This is a genomic window from Prauserella flavalba (genome assembly GCF_003202235.1).
GTDB classification, from domain to species: Bacteria; Actinomycetota; Actinomycetes; order Mycobacteriales; family Pseudonocardiaceae; genus Prauserella_A; species Prauserella_A flavalba.
Genome location: NZ_MASU01000020.1, coordinates 23,307 through 40,765 on the forward strand (window position 1 = coordinate 23,307; position 17,459 = coordinate 40,765).

The window sequence follows — 17,459 nt, forward strand, 5'->3', positions numbered from 1 at the left end:
CATGACCGACGACTGGTCCCCCTTCTCCTACGTCGTGACCAACTTGGCTCGCTTCGTCCGGCCGCACGAGGTGACCTTCAGCGGCGTCAACTCCAGCTTCCCGATGCTCGCGTGCCTGCTCGCCAAGAAGGCCTACCCCTTCGACTTCACCTACCTCAACGTCGCGGGTGGCGTGGACCCGGAGCCGCCGTACGCGCCACTGTCCAGTTCGGACCCCGTGCTCACGCACGGCACCCGCTCGATCTTCGCGAACGAGGACTTCTACGACTTGTGCGCGCGAGGCGGCATGGACCTCTGCTTCCTCGGCGCGGCGCAGATCGACGGCTACGGGCAGACGAACGTCTCCTGCATCGGCGACTGGCACCATCCGAAGGTGCGCCTCCCGGGAGGAGGCGGTGCGGCGGTGATGCTGCCCACCGCCCGGCGCTGCTGCACCTGGCGCACCGAGCACTCTCCGCGCGCGCTGGTCGAGAAGCTCGACTTCGTCACGGCGTCCGGCGGCATGCACGGGGTGGTGACACCCATCGCCGTGTTCGTCCACGACGGCGAACGACTGCGGCTGGACTCCTGGCATCCCGCCGTCACGCTCGAGCAGGTGGTGGAGCGCACCGGCTTCGCGTTCGACGCCGCGACCGCTGCGCCGACCGAACCCCCGACCGAGGTCGAGGCCGCCGCACTCCGCGAGCTCGACCCGGACGGTGTCTTCGAACGCGACGCGGGACTGGTGCTCTGATGGTGGACGGTTCCTTCGCCGAGCGCATCGAGCACGCGCTGCGCGAGCATGCCGCGCGGGGCCGGACCGCGCTGGTCGGTGAGTTCGGTCGCGTCTCCTATCGGGACCTTGCCGACCGGGCGGCCTCCGCCGCGGCCACCATCCACGGCTGGCGGCTCCCTCCCGGCTCCACGCTGGGTATCGCGGCGGCGAAGAATCCGGACGCCGTCGCGGCCTTCCTCGGCGCGCTGCGGGCCGGCGTGTGTGCGTGCTTCCTGGAACCCAGGCTGAGTCTCGATGCCACCACCGCCCGGATCGAGGAGTTCGGCATCGCGCGCGTGGTCACCGGTGGCGGGGACTTCCACGTCCCGCAGCACACCACGCAGCCCATCGCCTCGCTGTTCCCGAGCACGCCTTCGCCGCACTCCGAGCCGCTCCGCTGGCCCGGTGACGACGACCACGCCGTCATGCTGTTCACCTCCGGCAGCACGGGCCGGCCCAAGGCGATCAAGCTCACGCACGCGAACCTGCGCTGCAACGCCGAAGGCGTGCTCGAACGGACCGGTATCACGCCTGACGACGTGCTGCTGCACATCATGCCGGTGCATCACACCAACGGCGTCAACAACCAGCTCATCGCCCCGCTGCTCGCCGGCGCCACCGTCGCGCTCGTCGAACGGTTCGACGCGAGCGCGCTGGAGTCGCAGCTCGCGCGGTACGAGCCGACGATCGTCACCGGGGTGCCGACGATGTACCTGCGGGCGCTCGACCACCTCGGCCCCGGCTACCGGCGGCGCCGCCTGCGTTTCCTGCGCTGCGGGTCGGCGCCGATCACGCCGGTGCAGCAGCAGCGGATCGAGAGCGCGTTCGGCGTGCCGCTGGTACTGTCCTACGGGTTGTCGGAAGCGACGTGCACGTCGACGATGAACCCGCCCGGAGCGCGGCGCGTCGGCAGCGTCGGGACGGTCCTCAACGGACAGTCGGTCGGCATCTTCGCGCCCGGCGGCGCCGAGCGCGTGGGTGCGGGTGAGGAGGGGGAGGTCCGCATCGCCGGGCCCGCATTGATGGAGGGCTACGTCGGCGGCGAGGACAGCCCGATCGAGGACGGCTGGCTGCGCACGGGCGATCTCGGTCGCCTCGACGCCGATGGCTACCTCACCATCACCGGCCGGATCAAGGACGTGATCATCCGAGGCGGCGAGAACATCGCCCCCGGGGCGATCGAGTCCGTGCTCGCCAGGCACAGCGGTGTCGCGCAGTGCGCCGTCGTCGGCGTCGAGCACCCGGACCTCGGCCAGGTTCCCCGTGCCTACGTGGTGCCGGCCTCGGCGTCCAGCCCGCCGGACGAGGCCGAGATCCGCGACTACCTCCGTGCCGAGCTGTCCCGGCCGTACGTGCCGGACCGCGTGCACTACCTCGAGGACCTGCCCGTCAACCGCGTGGGCAAGATCGACCGGAACGTCCTGCGCGAACTCGGCCGGAACGGAGGAGGACGGGCATGACGCGAACCGCCACGTACGACCTCGGCGCCTTCATCGCCGACGTCGGCTTGATCGTCGCCGAGGGGGCCGACGAGAGCAGGACGACCGAGCAGGTCGCCGACCGGCTCCGGGAGTTGCTCGCCTCGGGACTGCAGCTCTCGGAAGCCGTGGTGCGGCCGCGCGAGGACAGGTACGTGATGCGTCCGCTGTACGTCCATCCGGACGCCGGCTTCTCCATCGCGTGCGCGGTGTGGAACGTCGGCCAGAGGACGCCGGTGCACGGTCACGAGACCTGGGGTGTGGTCGGGATCCACTCCGGGATCGAGCACGAGACCCGCTATCGCAAGCCGGGCCGGCCGAGGGAACCGCTCGAGGCCCTCCCCGCCGCGGACTGGGGTCCCGGCGAGGTGACGGTCTGCTGCACCACCGACGACGACGTGCACCTGGTGGAATGCGGCAGCGACGTGCCCTGCGTCGGCATCCATGTCTACGGCGCCGACATCGGCACGCTGCCCCGGCGCAGCTACGACCCCGAGACGGGCGAGGTCTCGTGGTTCGTCTCTCCGTGGGGTGGGTGACGGTCGAGCACGCACCCCGTGGCAGTACTGGCGGTTCCGGGTCGGGGACGACGAGCACGAAGAGCTGAAGCAGGTATGTGGCATGTTCTTCGCTGCCAATGGGGTGGCCCCGAGCAACCTCGGCGCCAGCTGAAGCAACCGCAACCCTGACGCTTACCGTCCTCGACTCGGGTCGTGCTGCCGGGTGGGTTTGGCGGTGCGCGGGCGCGTGGGCTTGCTGCTGCGGGCGATGGCGCGGGCGGGGGGTTCGGGGTAGGCCTCGCCAGCTGTCGCAGCCGTCCGGAGAGCGCTGCCCGGTGGTACAGCTTCAGCTGCCGCGCATGCCGCCCGGCCGTCGTCGTCAGTCGTCGAGTAGCCGCCACGCGGTGAGGGCGAGCCTGGCCCTCGTCAGCCCGGTGGGTTCGGTGAGCTCGACGCCGAGGGCCTGCCCGATCCGTTCGAGCCTGCGGGCGACGCTGCTGTGGTGGAGGTGGAGCCGCTCGGATGCCTGGCGCAGGGAACCGGTGGCGCAGTAGGTGTCCAGTGTTTCCAGGTCCTCCGGATTGACGGCCAGGCGGGCGATCGCGGCGACGTCGGTGTTGGCTCGTGCCACCTCTTTGGGTACCTCCGCGAGCAGGGCCAGCGATCCGAGGTCGTGGTGGCGGACGACGGGCAGGCGTCCGGTGGCGAAGCGCAGGGCGGTACGGGCCTGGCACCACGAACGTTCCGGGCTGCCGGTGGCGCCGATGCCCGCGCGGACGCCCGCCGGGAACCGTGCCGGATCCAGGTCGGCGGCCAGGATGACGCCCACGCCGTCGAGTGGCGCGGCCTTCACCAGTCCGGCCGGGCAGACCAGGGCGCCGACCCGGTCGAGCGGATGCGGGGACCGGACGGCCGCGACGCGGACGGGCTCCTCGGGGGCGAAGCCGAGGAGCCGCAGCGCCCGGTTGCGGCCCGCCTCGTCGCTGTCCGCGCTGATCACCAGCTCGACGAGGGCCGGGTCGGCCATCGTGGTGCGGGCCGGGCCGTACCTTTCCACCACGGCCGCGGCGGCGATGGCGAGCCGGTCGAGCACCACGTCGTCGAGCGAGCTGGGTGTGGTCGCGCGTTCCAGCCACACCGTGCCGAGGTCCTCGCCGTCCAGCGTGATCGGCATCGTGGTGGACGCGGGTTTCGCCGGTTCGGGCGCGGGTTTGCCGTCGGGCGCGTAGCGGATCACCGTCCCCTTGTCGTGCAGGCGGATCCCGGCCACGCACTCGGCCAGGTTCGCCGAGGCACGGACGAGCGCGGGCAGGTCCACGCGCCTGCGCATCAGCGTGTCGTAGAACATGACGACGCGCAGGGCGCCTTCGACGTGGGAATCCAGTTGCGACAGCCGCTGCGCCAGTGCCTCCATGCCCTCAGGATATGCGCGATCGGTGCGCGAGCAGGGCCGATCACGCGACGGATGGCGGCTGACCTCCGCGCTCGCCTGCGCAGAGGATGGTCGGCATGGATCCCGAACTCGAAGCCTTCCTCGCCCTGTTCCCCAAGACCGACCTGACCGATCTGGAGACCTCGCGCAAGAACTTCGCCGAGCTCGCCGTCGCGGTTCCCGCACCCGATCTCACGGACATCCACGTCGAGAACCGCACGGTGCCCGCCGATCCGGAGGTGCCGGTGCGGATCTACCGTCCACACCTGGCTCAGGGCGCCCTCGTCTGGATGCACGGCGGCGGCTGGGTCATGGGGGACCTGGACACCGAGCACCCGTGGGCGGCGCGGCTGGCCGAGCTCTCCGGTGCCGTGGTGATCTCGGTGGGCTATCGTCTCGCTCCCGAGAACCCGTTCCCCGCCGCGCTGGACGACTCCTACGCGGTGCTGAACTGGACGGCCGAGCACGCCGCCGAGCTCGGCATCGACCCCGCGCGGATCGCCGTCGGGGGACACAGCGCGGGCGGGGGCCTCGCGGCGGGCGTGGCGTTGCGGGCGCGTGACGAGCAGGGGCCGCCGATCCGGTTCCAGCTGCTCAACCAGCCTGGTCTGGACGACCGGCAGGAGACCTGGTCGGCGCGCACCTTCACCGACACGCCGTGGATGAACCGCGACAAGGTGACCGAGGCGTGGCGGCACTACCTCGGGTCCGGGCCCGCCACGCGCTACGCCGCCCCGGCCAGGGCGACCGACCTGGCCGGCCTTCCGCCCGCCTACGTCTCCACCGCGGAGTTCTGCCCGAGCCGCGACGAGGACATCGAATACGCGCTGCGGCTGCTGCGGGCGGGGGTGCCGGTGGAGCTGCACCAGTGGGCGGGCACGTTCCACGGGTCGCAGGCGATCCTGTCCGCCGAGGTGTCGCAGCGCCAGCTCGCCGAACTCGGTGCGGTCGTCGGCCGGGCGCTGGCCGGCTGATGACCGCCACCGACCTCGCCGGGGCGAGCACACCGTTCACGTCCACCGCCACTGCCGGGGAGCCGCCGAGCGCGGCCCGGTTGTTGCGCCCCTTCGCGGGGAGCTTCGCGGCCGTGGTGGTCCTGCAGGTGATCGGTGCCGTCGCGGGGCTCGCGCCGCTGCTGGCGGTGGCCGAGCTGGGCCGGACCCTGCTCTCGCCGGGGCCGGTGGATCGCGGGCACGTCTGGTTCGTCGTGCTCGCGGGCGTGGCGGGGCTGCTCGTTCGCCTGCTGTTCACGGCCGCCTCGGCGGGCATCGGGCACCTCGTCGACGACCAGGTGCAGCTGTCGTTGCGCCGGGCGCTGGCGGCGCGGCTGGGCAGGGTGCCGATCGGCTGGTTGGCCCGCCGCCGGACCGGGGAGCTGGCGAAGGTCGTGGGTGACGACGTGAGCGCGGTGCACCCGTTCATCGCGCACGCGCCCAGCGAGCTGGTCGCCGCGTTCGTGGTGCCGCTCGTGTCTCTGGTCTACCTGTTCACCGTCGACTGGCGGCTCACGCTGATCACGCTGATCCCGGTGGTGCTCGCGGTGGCGCTGGTCCCGCTGATGATGACCCCGGCACGGCTGCGTGAGCAGGAGGAGTTCGACGCGGCGATGGGCCGGATCGCGAACTCCGTCGTCGAGTTCGTGCAGGGCATCGCGGTGGTCAAGGCGTTCGGCGGCGCAGGGCGGGCGCATCGCCGGTTCCGCACCGCGACGGAGGACTTCGCTCGCGTCTTCTTCCGGTGGGTGCGGGGCCTCTCCGTGATCGCCGCGGGAATGCAGCTGGCCCTGTCTCCGCCGTTCGTGCTCCTGGTCGTACTGATCGGTGGCACCGTCCTGATCACGGGCGGCGGCCTGGCCCCCGCCGACCTGTTGCCCTTTCTGCTGCTCGGTCTCGGGCTGACCGCTCCGGTCGCAGCACTCGGCCACGGGTTCGACGACCTGCAGGCCGCGCGGCGTGCGGTCGGCCGGATCCGGGAGGTGCTCGCGGTGCCGTCGCTGCCGGAACCCTCGCAACCGGTCACGCCGCGGGGGCACCGGGTGGAGCTGCGGGACGTCCGCTTCGCCTACGAGCCAGGGCACGAGGTGCTGCGCGGCATCGACCTCGTGCTGGAGCCGGGAACGGTCACCGCGCTCGTCGGACCGTCGGGCAGTGGAAAGTCCACAGTGGTCCGGCTGCTGCCGCGGTTCTTCGATCCCACGCACGGTTCGGTCACCCTCGGCGGAGTCGACCTGCGCGAGATCGGCAGTCGCGAGCTCTACCGGAGGGTCTCCTTCGTTTTCCAGGACACCGTGCTGCTGCGCGCGCCGGTCACGGACAACATCGCGCTCGCGGCACCGGGCGCCGGCCTCGGCGACGTGGTGCGTGCCGCCCGGCTGGCGAACGTCCACGAGCGGATCCTGGCGCTGCCGCGGGGATACGAGTCGGTGATCGGCGAGGACGCCGTGCTCTCCGGCGGTGAGGCGCAGCGGATCGCGCTCGCTCGCGCCGTGCTCGCCGACGCGCCGATCCTGGTGCTCGATGAGGCGACCGCCTTCGCCGACCCGCAGACCGAGCAGGCGGTGCGCCGGACACTGACGACGCTGAACAGCGAGCGCACGATCCTCGTCATCGCGCATCGCCTGGAGACCATCGCCGACGCCGACACCGTCGTGATGCTGGAGCACGGGAAGGTCGCCGAGCGCGGCAGCCCCGCGGAACTGTTGGCGGGCAACGGAAGGTTCGCGTCGTTCTGGCAGTCCCACGGAGGAGGAGAGCCCCGATGATCCGCATGTTGCTGCGGGTGCTCGGACCCGAGTACGCGAAGCCGGTGCGCCGCACGGTGGCACTGATGACGATCACCGCGATCGCCGAGGGACTGTCCTACGCGCTGCTGGTTCCCGTGCTGCGGGCGCTGTTCGGCGGCGACCCCGCGAGCGCGTGGCCGTGGCTGGCCGGGTTCGGTGGCGCGGTGGCGGTGTTCGCCGTGCTGCGTTACCTCGGCGACCTGTCCGGGTTCCGGGTCGGGACGTCGCTGCTGCTCGGGATGTACCACCGGCTCGGTGACCATCTGGCCCGCCTGCCCATCGGCTGGTTCAGCGCGGCACGGGTCGGCGAGGTGTCGGTGCTCGGCAGCCGCGGGGTGCTGGGCGCGATGGGCGTGGTGGCGCACCTGCTGGCGCCGTTCATCTCCGCCTGCGTGACGCCGTTGACGATCGTGGCCGTGCTGCTCACGCTCAACTGGCAGCTGGGCCTGGCCGCACTGGCCGCCGCACCGGTCGTCGCGGCGGTGCAGCTGCGGACGGGCCGCTCGATGGCCGCACACGACGCTGAGCGCCACGAACGCGACCACGAGGCAGCGGGCCGGGTCATCGAGTACCTCCAGGCACAGCCGGTGCTGCGGGCGGGCGGGCGGACCCACGAACGGTTCGCGATGCTCGACGACTCGCTGCGCGAGGTGCAGCGCGCATCCCGCAGGACGTTGCTGTCGGCGCTACCCGGCACGGTGGGCCTCACGCTCGCGGTGCAGGCGATGTTCACCGTGGTGCTGATGCTGGGCACCTACCTCGCCCTCGGCGGAACCATCGGCGTGGCGGAGGTGCTGGCGATACTGGTGCTCGCCGCGCGGTGCGCGGATCCGCTGCTGTCGCTGTCGGATATCGGCGGCAAGCTCCGCGGTGCGCGTTCCGAGCTGGCGAGGCTCGACGCGGTGCTGAGCACCGAGCCGCTGCGGGAAACGCGTGAGCCGGTCGAGCCGGACGGTCATGGCCTCGAGTTCGACGCGGTCACCTTCCGGCACGGCGACCGCACCGTGCTCGATGAGGTGTCGCTGTCGGTGCCGGAGGGGCAGCGGCTCGCCGTGGTCGGGCCATCGGGTGCGGGCAAGAGCACGCTGCTGCGGCTGCTCGCGCGGTTCCACGACGTCGACGCGGGCACGGTGCGCGTGGGCGGCGCGGACGTGCGCGAGATCGAGACCGAGGCGCTCATGGCGCGGATCGCGATCGTCTTTCAGGACGTCTACCTCTTCGACGGCACGATCGAGGAGAACGTGCGGCTCGGCCGCCCCGAGGCGAGTGTCGCCGAGGTGCGGGCGGCGGCGAGCGGGGCGGGGCTCGACGAGGTGGTGGAGCGGTTGCCCGGCGGCTGGGCGGCGAACGTCGGCGAGGGTGGCGCGCTGCTGTCGGGCGGTGAGCGCCAGCGGGTGTCGATCGCGCGGGCGCTGCTCAAGGACGCGCCGATCGTGCTGCTGGACGAGGTGACCTCCGCGCTGGACCCGGTGAACGAGGCGGCCGTGCACGCCGGCCTCGAGCGGCTGCTCTCGGGCCGGACGGTGGTACTCGTGGCCCACCGGCTGCGGACCGTGCGCGGTGCCGATCGCATCGTCTTCCTCGACGGCGGCCGGGTCGTGGAGGAGGGCGGCCACGAGGAGCTGTTGCGCCGGGGCGGCCGCTACGCCGCATTCTGGAGCCTCGCCACGATGCCGGCGTAGGCCGGCTCAGCTGTGCAGCACGCCACTGAGGATGTCGCTCTGCTTGAGGGAGTCGATGATCAGCGAGGTCTGCAGGTAGCGCGCGTGCCGGGTCCACGGCGCACCGGCGAGCACCTCCTGCAGGGCCTGCTTGTCCGGCAGCCGGATGTCGGCCACGAGCTGGTAGTCGCCGATCAGCACGGCGGCGTAGCGCACGTACGGGGCAGCCGCCAGTTCGGCGGCGATGGTCTCCACGCGGTCCGGGCGGCTCTGGATCCACACGATCGCCCCGACCGGAAGGCCCACCGCGGCCGGATCGGTGACCGCGCGGATCGCGACCAGGCCGTCCCGGCGCATGGCCTCGACGCGCCGTTTCGCGGTCTGCTCGCTGAGCCCGCACAGCCGGCCCAGCTCGTCGTAGGATCGGCGGCCGTCCTCGGCGAGCGCTGTGATCAGCATCCGGTCCTGCTTGGGGAGGTTGACCGGCGAGCCGGGGGCAGGCCACGGCGACGCGGACGGGATCTCGCGCAGCGCCGCCACCTCCTCCTGGGTCAGCGCGCCGAAGTCCCAGTCGTGCAACGTCGTCACGTAGCGCAGCACCGGCAGGGTGTCGATCCGCGCGATCCCGGGGATCGCCGCCAGCTCCTGCAGGAACAACGCCGTCACGCGGTGCGGAGGGCACCAGATGTCGGCCACCAGGTCGGCGGTGCCGAACAGCAGGTGCGCGAACACCGTCTCCGTGCGGCGGGCGATGGCCGCGGTCACCGACCACGACGCCTTCGGCTCGCACGTCGCACGCAGCAGGTACTGCTCGCCCCGGCCCAGCCGCCGCGGGTCCGCCATGCCGTGGATGACGACGTGGCCCTGCTCCAGCAGCTGGTTGCCGCGGCGCGCGACGGTGCGTTCGGGCTGGCCGAGCACGGCGGCGATCCGGCGCCACGTCGCGCGGCCGTCGACGTGCAGCGCGGCGACGATGCGGCGGTCCAGCTCGTCAAGAGCGGCCGGTGTAGTTGGAGGCACGCGCCATAGTGTTGGCTGCTTCCTCCACATTGGCAATGCTTCTTGCCGCAAACGTCGCTGATACTCACTCTTGAGGCCACTTCGTTCTCAACGATGAGGAGTGGTGCATGTCTGAGCTCATCGCGGCCACCGCACGCGAGGTCGTCGCAGGGCTGCGGGCCCGGGAGTTCGGCCCGGCCGAGTTGCTCAAGGCGCTGGAGGAGCGGGCCGCGCAGGTGGAGCCCGTCGTCAACGCGATCCCGGAGCGGTTCTTCGATCTCGCACACCGCGCGGCGGAGGGCATCGGGGCCGAGGGCGACCCGGCGCGCTGGCTCGCGGGCCTTCCCCTGGTGGTCAAGGACTACAACGACGTCGCCGGTGTGCCCACCAGCATGGGCTCGCCGATCTTCGCCGGAACGCCGGCGCCCGAGTCCGACGCGATGGTGCGGCGGCTGGAGGCCAACGGCGCGGTCCCGTTCGCCAAGTCGAACGTGCCCGAGTTCGCGGGCGGGCACACCTACAACCCGGTCTTCGGCGCGACCCGCAACCCGTGGGACCCGCGGCTGACCGCGGGCGGCTCCTCCGGCGGCTCGGCCGCGGCGGTGGCGGCCGGACTCGGCTGGCTCGCCACCGGCAACGACCTCGGCGGTAGCCTGCGCACCCCGGCGGGCTACTGCGGAGTCGTCGGGATCCGCCCTACCCCGGGGCGTATTCCCCGCCGCAGCCCCAAGGTTCCGTTCGACGGCCTCTGGGTCGAGGGTCCGATGGCCCGCGACGTGCGGGACGCGGCGCTGATGCTGGACGCGATGGTCGGCTGGGACCCGCACGACCCGCTCACCTCGCCGGATCTGCCCGGGAGCTTCCTGTCAGCGATGTCGGGATACGGTCCGCCGCGCCGGGTCGCGTTCAGCCCGGACCTCGGCCTGCTCCCGGTCGAGCCGGTGATCCGCGAGCGCACCGAGCGGGCGATGGCGGCTTTCGAGCATCTCGGCGCGACGGTCGAGCACGCGTGCCCGGACTTCACCGGTGCCTACGACACCTTCCAGACGCTGCGGGCCGAGCTGGTCGCCGCGAGCCACGGTCCCCTGCTGGGGGAGCACCGTGACCGGATCAAGCCGGACATCGTCTGGAACATCGAACGGGGCCTGCGCCAGGGCACCGACGCCGTGCTGCGCGCGCAGCGCCGCCGCGGCGAGCTCTTCCACGAGGTCGTGCGTTTCTTCGACGACTACGACGTGCTGGTGTGCCCGACGGCGCCGGTCATGCCGTTCCCGGTCGAGCGGCACTGGCCGACCGAGATCGCCGGGACCCCGTTGGACACCTACATCGACTGGATCGCCATCACGTTCTTCGTGTCGCTGACCGCCTGCCCGGTCGTGGCGCTGCCGTGCGGCCTGCACGAGGGGCTGCCGGTGGGCGTGCAGCTGGTCGGTCCGCCCGGGTCCGAGGCGCGGCTGCTGGCGTACGCGGCGGAGCTGGAGGCCGCGGCGGGTGTGGCGGGTCGCCTTCCGGTGACCCCGCGGAAGCATGGGTGAGGCCGTCATGGACAGGCTGACCGCGCCGGTGCACGGCATCGAGCGCGAAGGACCGATCGGGCGCGCGGCACTGCGGGTGTCGGCGTGGATGGAGCGCTGGTTCCCCGACGCGTTCGTGTTCGTGCTCGTGGCGGTGGTCGTCTCGGCGGTGGGCGCGCTGGCCCTCGGGGTCAGTCCCGCCGGGGTGAGCGAGGCCTTCGGGGACGGCTTCTGGGACCTGATCCCGTTCGCGATGCAGATGACGCTGGTGGTGATCGGCGGGCACGTCGTGGCCACCTCGCCGCCCGCGTCCCGGCTCATCGAACGGCTGGCGGCCCTGCCGCGCAGCGGCCGTGGCGCGGTCGCGTTTGTGGCGCTGGTCGCGATGCTCACGTCCCTGCTCAACTGGGGCATCAGCATCATCTTCGCCGGGTTGCTCGCCCGCCGGATCGCGCGGCGGGAGGAGCTGGGCATGGACTACCGGGCCGCGGGCGCGGCGGCCTACCTAGGCATCGGCGGAGTGTGGGCGCTCGGGCTCAGCTCCTCGGCGGCACAGCTGCAGGCTAACCCCGGCAGCATCCCGGCGTCGCTGATGCCCGTCACGGGCGTGATTCCGTTCGCCGACACGATCTTCACCTGGCAGTCGCTGACGCTCGCCGGAACGCTGGTGGTGGTCAACGTGACCATCGCGTTCCTCTCAGCGCCGAAGGCCCGCCACGCGCGCACGGCGCAGGCGATGGGGGTCGGGCTGGAGGACGCGGAACCGGAGCGGTTCCGGCCGCGCCGTCCGGCCGAGTGGCTGGAGTACAGCCCGGTGCTCACGTTGCTGGTCGTGGTGCTCGGCGTGGGCTGGCTGGCGCAGGAGTTCACCTCGACCGACCCGATCGTCGCGATCTCCGGCCTCAACACCTACAACCTGCTGTTCCTGATGCTCGGCATGCTCCTGCAATGGCGGCCTCGCGCGTTCGTCACCGCGGTGGGCAGGGCGGTGCCCGCGACGGCCGGGGTCCTGCTGCAGTTCCCGTTCTACGCGGGCATCGCCGGCATCCTCACCTCGGCCGAGAACGCCGAAGGGCACACGGTGGCGCACGCGATCTCCACGGCGTTCGTGCAGATCGCGACGCCCGGCACGTTCGCGCTGGTGATCGGCGCCTACTCGGCGCTGCTGGGGTTCTTCGTGCCCTCCGGCGGCGGCAAGTGGATCGTCGAGGCGCCCTATGTGATGCAGTCGGCCAACGATCTGCAGTACAACCTGGGCTGGACGGTGCAGATCTACAACGCCGCGGAGGCGTTGCCGAACCTGCTCAACCCGTTCTGGATGCTGCCGCTGCTCGGCCTGATGCGGTTGCGGGCCAAGCACATCGTCGGGTTCACCGCTCTACAGTTCGCCGTGAACCTCCCACTGGTGCTGGGTTTGCTCTGGCTGTTCGGCCAGACCCTGCCCTACGAGCCGCCCGCGCTGCCCTGATCCACAGTAGACACTCGGTCACCCCGCGGGGTGACCGAGTGCCGCGCAGGCGGCGTCGAGCGCGGCGGTCCGCAGCTCGTCGACGGGCGTGTCGGCGAGCAGCACCAGGCAGTCGCCGAGCCCGCCGAGCGCCACGATCGCCCGTGCCCGTGCGGCCACGTCGGCGTCAGGGCCCACCAGGAGCGTCGTGAGGCGGCGCCGCCAGTCCACGATGCGCTCGACGACACCGAACTCGCTGAGCGTCGGCAGGTCGCGCAGCATCAGGCCGGTGACGGCGCGATGCCGGTAGGAGACGTCGAAGTAGCGGCCGAGCAGCTCCCGCGCGTCGACGTCTCCCGCGGCCTCGTCCTCGGCGAGCAGGGCGTCGAGGTCGTCGGTCAGCGGTTGCAGCAGGCTCGCGACGAGCTCCTCGCGGGACGCGAAGTGGTAGTACAGCGCGGGTTTGGTGAGGCTGAGCCGGTCGGCGATCTGGCGCAGGCTCGTCTGCCGCACGCCCTGCTCGGCGAACAGCTCGAGCGCCGCCTCCTGGATGCGCTCCCTGGTCCGGCTCGTCCTCGGTCTCGCCACGGTCACACCCTAGTTCATTGACCGACCGGAAGGTAAACGGTTTACTTACCGGTAGGTCAACGAATGGGGGTATCGATGAACGTGCTGATCTCCGGGGCCAGCGTGGCAGGCCCGGTGCTGGCGTACTGGCTCGCGCGAGCGGGGTTCTCGCCGGTGGTCGTGGAGCGGACGCCGCGCCCCCGGCTCGGCCTCGGCGGCCACGCGGTCGACCTGTTCGCGCCCGCGATGGAGGTGGCGCGGCGGATGGGCATCGTGCCCGCGTTGCGCGAGGCCGCGCTCCCGCCTGCGGCGATCCGGCTCGAACGACCCGGCAGGCGCGCCATCGACACGGACCTGGCCGACCTGTCCGACGCCTTCGCCGACGGCAACCACCTCGAGGTCATGCGCGGCGAACTGGCCTCGACACTGCACGACGCGACCCGCGACGACGTCGAGTACGTCTTCGGCGACTCGATCCGGACGCTCGCCGAGGACGCCGGGGGAGTGGACGTCACGTTCGACAGTGGGCTCAGCCGGCGATTCGACCTCGTGATCGGCGCCGACGGCCTGCACTCGAACGTGCGGCGGCTCGCGTTCGGGCCCGAGCGCGACTTCCTGCACCACCTCGGCGGCTACCTCGCGGTGTTCACGCTGCCGGACCACCTCGGGCTCGAAGGGCGGACGGTGCTGTACAACGCCGTGGACCGCGTGGTGGCGATGTACGCCGTGCCCGGCACCGGGCAGGCGCGGGCGGTGCTGCTGTTCCGCGCGGGCGAGCTTGCCTACGACCACCGTGACGTCGCCGAGCAGAAACGCCTGCTGCGCAAGCAGTTCGCCGGTGCGGGCTGGGAGGTGCCCCGGCTGCTCGACGCCGTGGACGACGCGGACGACTTCTACCTCGACGCGATCGGCCAGATCCGGATGGACACGTGGACGCGCGGCCGCGTGACCCTCGTCGGCGACGCCGGGTACTCGCCGGGCCCCGCCGTCGGCGGTGGCACCACGCTGGCGATGGCCGCCGCATACGTGCTCGCCCGCGCGCTCGCGGATGCCCGCGGCGATCACACCGCGGCGTTCGCCGCCTACGAGCACGGCATGCGCGACTACGTGCTCCGCTGCCGCGGGGTCGCGCCGCGCGTGCTGCGCAACGGCGTCCCGCGTTCACCCGCCCACGTCGCGCTCACCGCCTTCTCGCTGCGGCTGCTGCCACGGCTGCCCAGGGCGATCCGCCGCCGCGCGCTCGCCAACGGGGCCAGCAGCACCCTGTCGTCTTTCACCCTCCCCGGGGAGGATGGACCCTCTGGGGAAGGGAGAAGGCGATGAGCTTCTGGATCTGCCGGACGTGCGCGGTGGAGCACGACGAGCGCGTGGAGGTCTGCGCGATCTGTGCCGACGAGCGCCAGTGGGTGCCGGCCGAGGGCCAGCAGTGGACGACGCTGGAGCAACTCGGGTCGGCGGGCCGCGCGGTCGAGATCGTGCCGCTCGAACCCGGTCTCTTCGGCATTCGCAGCGTTCCCCCGGTGGGCATCGGCCAGCTCACGAAACTGCTGCGCACGCCCGGGGGCAACGTGCTGTGGGACCCGATCGGCTTCCTCGACGACGACGCCGTGCGCCGGGTGCGGGAGCTGGGCGAGGTCGTGGCGATCGCGGCCAGCCACCCGCACATGTTCGGCGTGCAGGTGGAGTGGAGCAGGGCGCTGGGCGGGGTGCCCGTGCTCGTCTCCGAACCCGACCTGGGGTGGGTCGCACGGCACGACCCGGCGATCAAGCCGTGGTCGGGCACCGTCGAACCCGTCACTGGCGTGACCATGACCCAGCCGGGCGGGCACTTCCCCGGCAGCGCGGTGGTGCACTGGGCGGCGGGCGCCGGCGGCCGCGGTGTGCTGCTGAGCAGTGACACCGTCTTCGCCAACCCCGACCGCGTCTCGGTGAGTTTCATGCGCAGCTACCCCAACCGCATCCCACTCTCGGCGGGCGTGGTCGAGCGGGTCACGGCGCACCTCGAACGGTTCGAGTTCGACCGGCTCTACGGCAACTTCGACAACGTGATCGCCGAGGATGCCAGGGCGGTCGTGCGCCGCTCCGCCGACCGCCACATCGGCTGGGTGCGCGGCGACTTCGACCACCTGACCTGACCGCGGCTACTCGATGACCGTGCGCACCGGCGTGCCGCGCTCGACGGTGCGGCTGACGGTGCACAGCTTGTCGTGGGACAGTGCGACCGTGCGCGGCAGCATCGCGCGCGCCGCGTCGCCCTGCTCGCCCTCGGGGAAACGCACGTGGAACGTCACCGACAGGTTCTCCATCCGGTTGCCGCTCTCGCGGTCGGACACCTTGTCGCCGCTGACGGTCACGGTGAACCCGGTCGGCTCGGTGCGCCTGCTCGTGGCCACATCGGTGTCGATCGCCGTGCAGCCCCCGATCGCGGCGAGCAGCAGCTCCACGGGGCTGAAGTCGTCGCCGCCGATGGGTAGCGTGGCGCCGCCGGCATTGTGCGCGACGTAGCGTCCTGCGGCGACGCGCTCGATGCGGACGGACCTTGCGGATGTCGTCATGCCCCGAACCTACCGGTTACTCCATTCGAGTGATGCAGATCACGGAGTGCAACAACGGTTTCTGTGGCTGCGATCCCCACCACGCTGTCGCAACGGAGCGAGGAGTAACCGTGACCAGGCTTTCCAGAACCCTTGTGCTCGGGCTGATGACCGTCGTGCTCGCCCTGTTCGGGGCGACGCTGAGCGCGTCGGCCACCTCCACCGAGCCCATCCAGATCAGCGGCAACCCGTCGTGCGAGGGCGGGCTGAAGATCGACCCCGTCGTGAGCGGCACGTACGGACCCGTGACCATCGTGGTGACGGGCTCGTCGTTCAGCTTCACCACGGACGGCTCCCTGGTGTCCGACGTGATCGTCAAGGGCGGACCCAACGCCAACTGGTACCACTACGACCCCGCCGTCACCGCCGACTCCGGCCTCACGGCGCCGATCAACCCGAACAACGGGCGCCCCTACGGCCTGAGCCACCTGTGCTTCTCGGTCGACGACAAGAAGTTCCCCGACCCCAAGTAGCGGTCCGGCCGGGCGCACCCGCGCCCGGCCCACCCCTTTCCAGGAGGTATCGCGGTGTTCCGTCGTCTTCGGTCGGTCGCGCTGGTCTCGATGCTCTCGGCCGCCCTGCTCACCTCCGCGCCCACGCTCGGCGGTGCCACTGAGCCGCTGCCCCCGGATCTGGGCATGGCACCGATCTCCGATCTGACCGTGGCGACCACGGCCGCAGGGCAGCGCCAGCTGCGCTTCTCGGCGACGATCGTCAACGTCGGCAGGGGCCCGTTCGAACTGTCGGCGAGCCGCACCTCCACGGGCTCGGCGTTCACGGTCTCCCAGGCGGTGGCGCAGACGGACGGTTCACGCACGGTCACCGATGTGCCTGCCACGTTGCAGTTCGGCGGCGACGGCCACGGCCACTGGCACGTCAGGGACCTCGAGTCCTACGAGCTCGTCCGGCTCGACAACGGCGTCAAGGTCGGCACCAGCTCCAAGGGCGGCTTCTGTTTCTTCGACACGACCGCATACCGGCTCTCCCTGCCGGGCGCACCGCAGTCACCGGTCCACTCGGCGAGCGGCTGCGGTGTGGAGAGCTCGCTGACCGTCTCCATGGGACTGTCCGTCGGCTGGGGCGACCGCTATCCCTGGACGCTGCCCGACCAGTACATCGACATCACCAACCTCTCCAACGGCCAGTACCGGCTGATCGCGACCGCCGACCCGCGTGGCACGTTCGTGGAGAGCGACCACGGCAACAACGCGACGTGGGTGGACATCTCCCTGTCCAACCGCAAGAACGGCGCGGCGGTGAAGGTCCTCGGCTACGGGCCTGCGGCGTAGGTCAGGCGTCAAGCCCCACCCAGTGCCTGGTGTCCCTGCGCCGCGCCTGCACCAGTGCCAGCACCCCGAACAGCACGAGCATTCCGGCCCGCTGGCTGTCCGCCGGAGTGGTGCTCCCCGCGTACTCCGGCAGCGCGTTCACCACGAGCTCGGTGAGGACGATCACCAGCGCGAGGACGCTGCCGATCGAGCTCACCCTGACACCGGCGGGTTTGCGCTGGAGCAGTAGTACACAGCCGGTGAGAGAGAACCCGGCGCAGGCGCCGTAGAGCGCGGCGAAGAGCGTCACCAGCAGCGGGTTCAGCACCAGCACGTCGCCCAGCACACCGAACACGCTGACGAACACCGGCAGGCAGAGCAGGCCGACCAGGCCGCCGAACACCACGGCCAGCACGGTCGAGACCCTGCTGGGCCGGTACTGCGTCTGTTCCATGTGCGTTCC

Annotated in this window: 17 protein-coding genes; 12 read left to right on the forward strand and 5 right to left on the reverse strand. The window is 71.6% G+C overall.

Features of this window, described 5'->3' with window-relative positions:
- The first annotated feature begins 1 nt into the window (after position 1).
- From BA062_RS35490 to BA062_RS35500, 3 genes are read left to right on the forward strand one after another with little or no spacing between them, the layout of a single operon-like run.
- The gene (locus BA062_RS35490) at positions 2–733 is read left to right on the forward strand and encodes a CoA-transferase subunit beta (RefSeq protein ID WP_110343532.1); all 732 of its coding nucleotides are present in this window, start codon (positions 2–4) and stop codon (positions 731–733) included.
- Positions 733–2,214, forward strand: coding sequence for a class I adenylate-forming enzyme family protein (locus tag BA062_RS35495; protein ID WP_210407099.1), 1,482 nt, complete (start codon positions 733–735; stop codon positions 2,212–2,214). Before BA062_RS35490 ends, BA062_RS35495 begins: the two co-directional genes overlap by 1 nt.
- On the forward strand, positions 2,211–2,771 hold the full coding sequence (locus BA062_RS35500; RefSeq protein ID WP_110343533.1) for a cysteine dioxygenase family protein: 561 nt from the start codon (positions 2,211–2,213) through the stop codon (positions 2,769–2,771). The genes BA062_RS35495 and BA062_RS35500 overlap by 4 nt, the downstream gene beginning before the upstream one ends.
- A 340-nt stretch (positions 2,772–3,111) precedes the next feature.
- On the opposite strand, the gene BA062_RS35505 is transcribed toward BA062_RS35500, so the two are convergent.
- Positions 3,112–4,146: a PucR family transcriptional regulator gene (locus BA062_RS35505; RefSeq protein ID WP_110343534.1), complete on the reverse strand. Its 1,035-nt coding sequence runs from the start codon at positions 4,144–4,146 to the stop codon at positions 3,112–3,114.
- Positions 4,147–4,241: 95 nt separating this feature from the next.
- Here BA062_RS35505 and BA062_RS35510 point away from each other — a divergent pair, with 95 nt between their 5' ends.
- Genes BA062_RS35510 through BA062_RS35520 form a run of 3 tightly spaced genes read left to right on the forward strand, consistent with a single transcriptional unit; the run spans position 4,242 to position 8,628 of the window.
- A complete protein-coding gene (locus BA062_RS35510; protein ID WP_110343535.1) occupies positions 4,242–5,138 on the forward strand; it encodes an alpha/beta hydrolase in 897 nt (298 codons plus the stop codon).
- The gene (locus BA062_RS35515; protein WP_110343536.1) at positions 5,138–6,925 is read left to right on the forward strand and encodes an ABC transporter ATP-binding protein; all 1,788 of its coding nucleotides are present in this window, start codon (positions 5,138–5,140) and stop codon (positions 6,923–6,925) included. The genes BA062_RS35510 and BA062_RS35515 overlap by 1 nt, the downstream gene beginning before the upstream one ends.
- A complete protein-coding gene (locus BA062_RS35520; protein ID WP_110343537.1) occupies positions 6,922–8,628 on the forward strand; it encodes an ABC transporter ATP-binding protein in 1,707 nt (568 codons plus the stop codon). Before BA062_RS35515 ends, BA062_RS35520 begins: the two co-directional genes overlap by 4 nt.
- Before the next feature lie 6 nt (positions 8,629–8,634).
- Here the strand turns inward: BA062_RS35520 and BA062_RS35525 are convergent, their stop codons facing one another.
- Positions 8,635–9,627, reverse strand: a complete 993-nt coding sequence (locus tag BA062_RS35525; protein WP_168214183.1) for an Lrp/AsnC family transcriptional regulator — start codon at positions 9,625–9,627, stop codon at positions 8,635–8,637.
- 107 nt (positions 9,628–9,734) lie between these two features.
- Here BA062_RS35525 and BA062_RS35530 point away from each other — a divergent pair, with 107 nt between their 5' ends.
- Together BA062_RS35530 and BA062_RS35535 are read left to right on the forward strand one after the other, a co-directional pair.
- The gene (locus tag BA062_RS35530; RefSeq protein WP_110343539.1) at positions 9,735–11,141 is read left to right on the forward strand and encodes an amidase; all 1,407 of its coding nucleotides are present in this window, start codon (positions 9,735–9,737) and stop codon (positions 11,139–11,141) included.
- A 7-nt stretch (positions 11,142–11,148) separates the two neighbouring features.
- The gene (locus BA062_RS35535) at positions 11,149–12,588 is read left to right on the forward strand and encodes a short-chain fatty acid transporter (protein WP_110343588.1); all 1,440 of its coding nucleotides are present in this window, start codon (positions 11,149–11,151) and stop codon (positions 12,586–12,588) included.
- Positions 12,589–12,606: 18 nt separating this feature from the next.
- On the opposite strand, the gene BA062_RS35540 is transcribed toward BA062_RS35535, so the two are convergent.
- On the reverse strand, positions 12,607–13,155 hold the full coding sequence (locus BA062_RS35540; RefSeq protein ID WP_110343589.1) for a TetR/AcrR family transcriptional regulator: 549 nt from the start codon (positions 13,153–13,155) through the stop codon (positions 12,607–12,609).
- A 75-nt stretch (positions 13,156–13,230) separates the two neighbouring features.
- Here BA062_RS35540 and BA062_RS35545 point away from each other — a divergent pair, with 75 nt between their 5' ends.
- Entirely contained in the window at positions 13,231–14,457 is a 1,227-nt protein-coding gene (locus BA062_RS35545; RefSeq protein WP_110343540.1) for an FAD-dependent monooxygenase, read from the forward strand.
- A complete protein-coding gene (locus BA062_RS35550) occupies positions 14,454–15,269 on the forward strand; it encodes an MBL fold metallo-hydrolase (RefSeq protein WP_110343541.1) in 816 nt (271 codons plus the stop codon). Before BA062_RS35545 ends, BA062_RS35550 begins: the two co-directional genes overlap by 4 nt.
- A gap of 6 nt (positions 15,270–15,275) precedes the next feature.
- Here BA062_RS35550 and BA062_RS35555 read toward each other — a convergent pair whose 3' ends face one another.
- The gene (locus tag BA062_RS35555) at positions 15,276–15,689 is read right to left on the reverse strand and encodes an OsmC family protein (protein ID WP_110343542.1); all 414 of its coding nucleotides are present in this window, start codon (positions 15,687–15,689) and stop codon (positions 15,276–15,278) included.
- 110 nt (positions 15,690–15,799) lie between these two features.
- On the opposite strand from BA062_RS35555, the gene BA062_RS35560 reads away from it, so the two are divergent.
- Together BA062_RS35560 and BA062_RS35565 are read left to right on the forward strand one after the other, a co-directional pair.
- Entirely contained in the window at positions 15,800–16,201 is a 402-nt protein-coding gene (locus BA062_RS35560) for a hypothetical protein (RefSeq protein ID WP_146240128.1), read from the forward strand.
- Between the two features lie 54 nt (positions 16,202–16,255).
- Positions 16,256–17,017 (forward strand): lysyl oxidase family protein, encoded by a 762-nt coding sequence (locus BA062_RS35565; RefSeq protein ID WP_245960172.1) that lies wholly within the window; start codon positions 16,256–16,258, stop codon positions 17,015–17,017.
- A gap of 1 nt (position 17,018) precedes the next feature.
- On the opposite strand, the gene BA062_RS35570 is transcribed toward BA062_RS35565, so the two are convergent.
- On the reverse strand, positions 17,019–17,450 hold the full coding sequence (locus BA062_RS35570; RefSeq protein ID WP_110343544.1) for a hypothetical protein: 432 nt from the start codon (positions 17,448–17,450) through the stop codon (positions 17,019–17,021).
- Between the last annotated feature and the right edge of the window lie 9 nt (positions 17,451–17,459).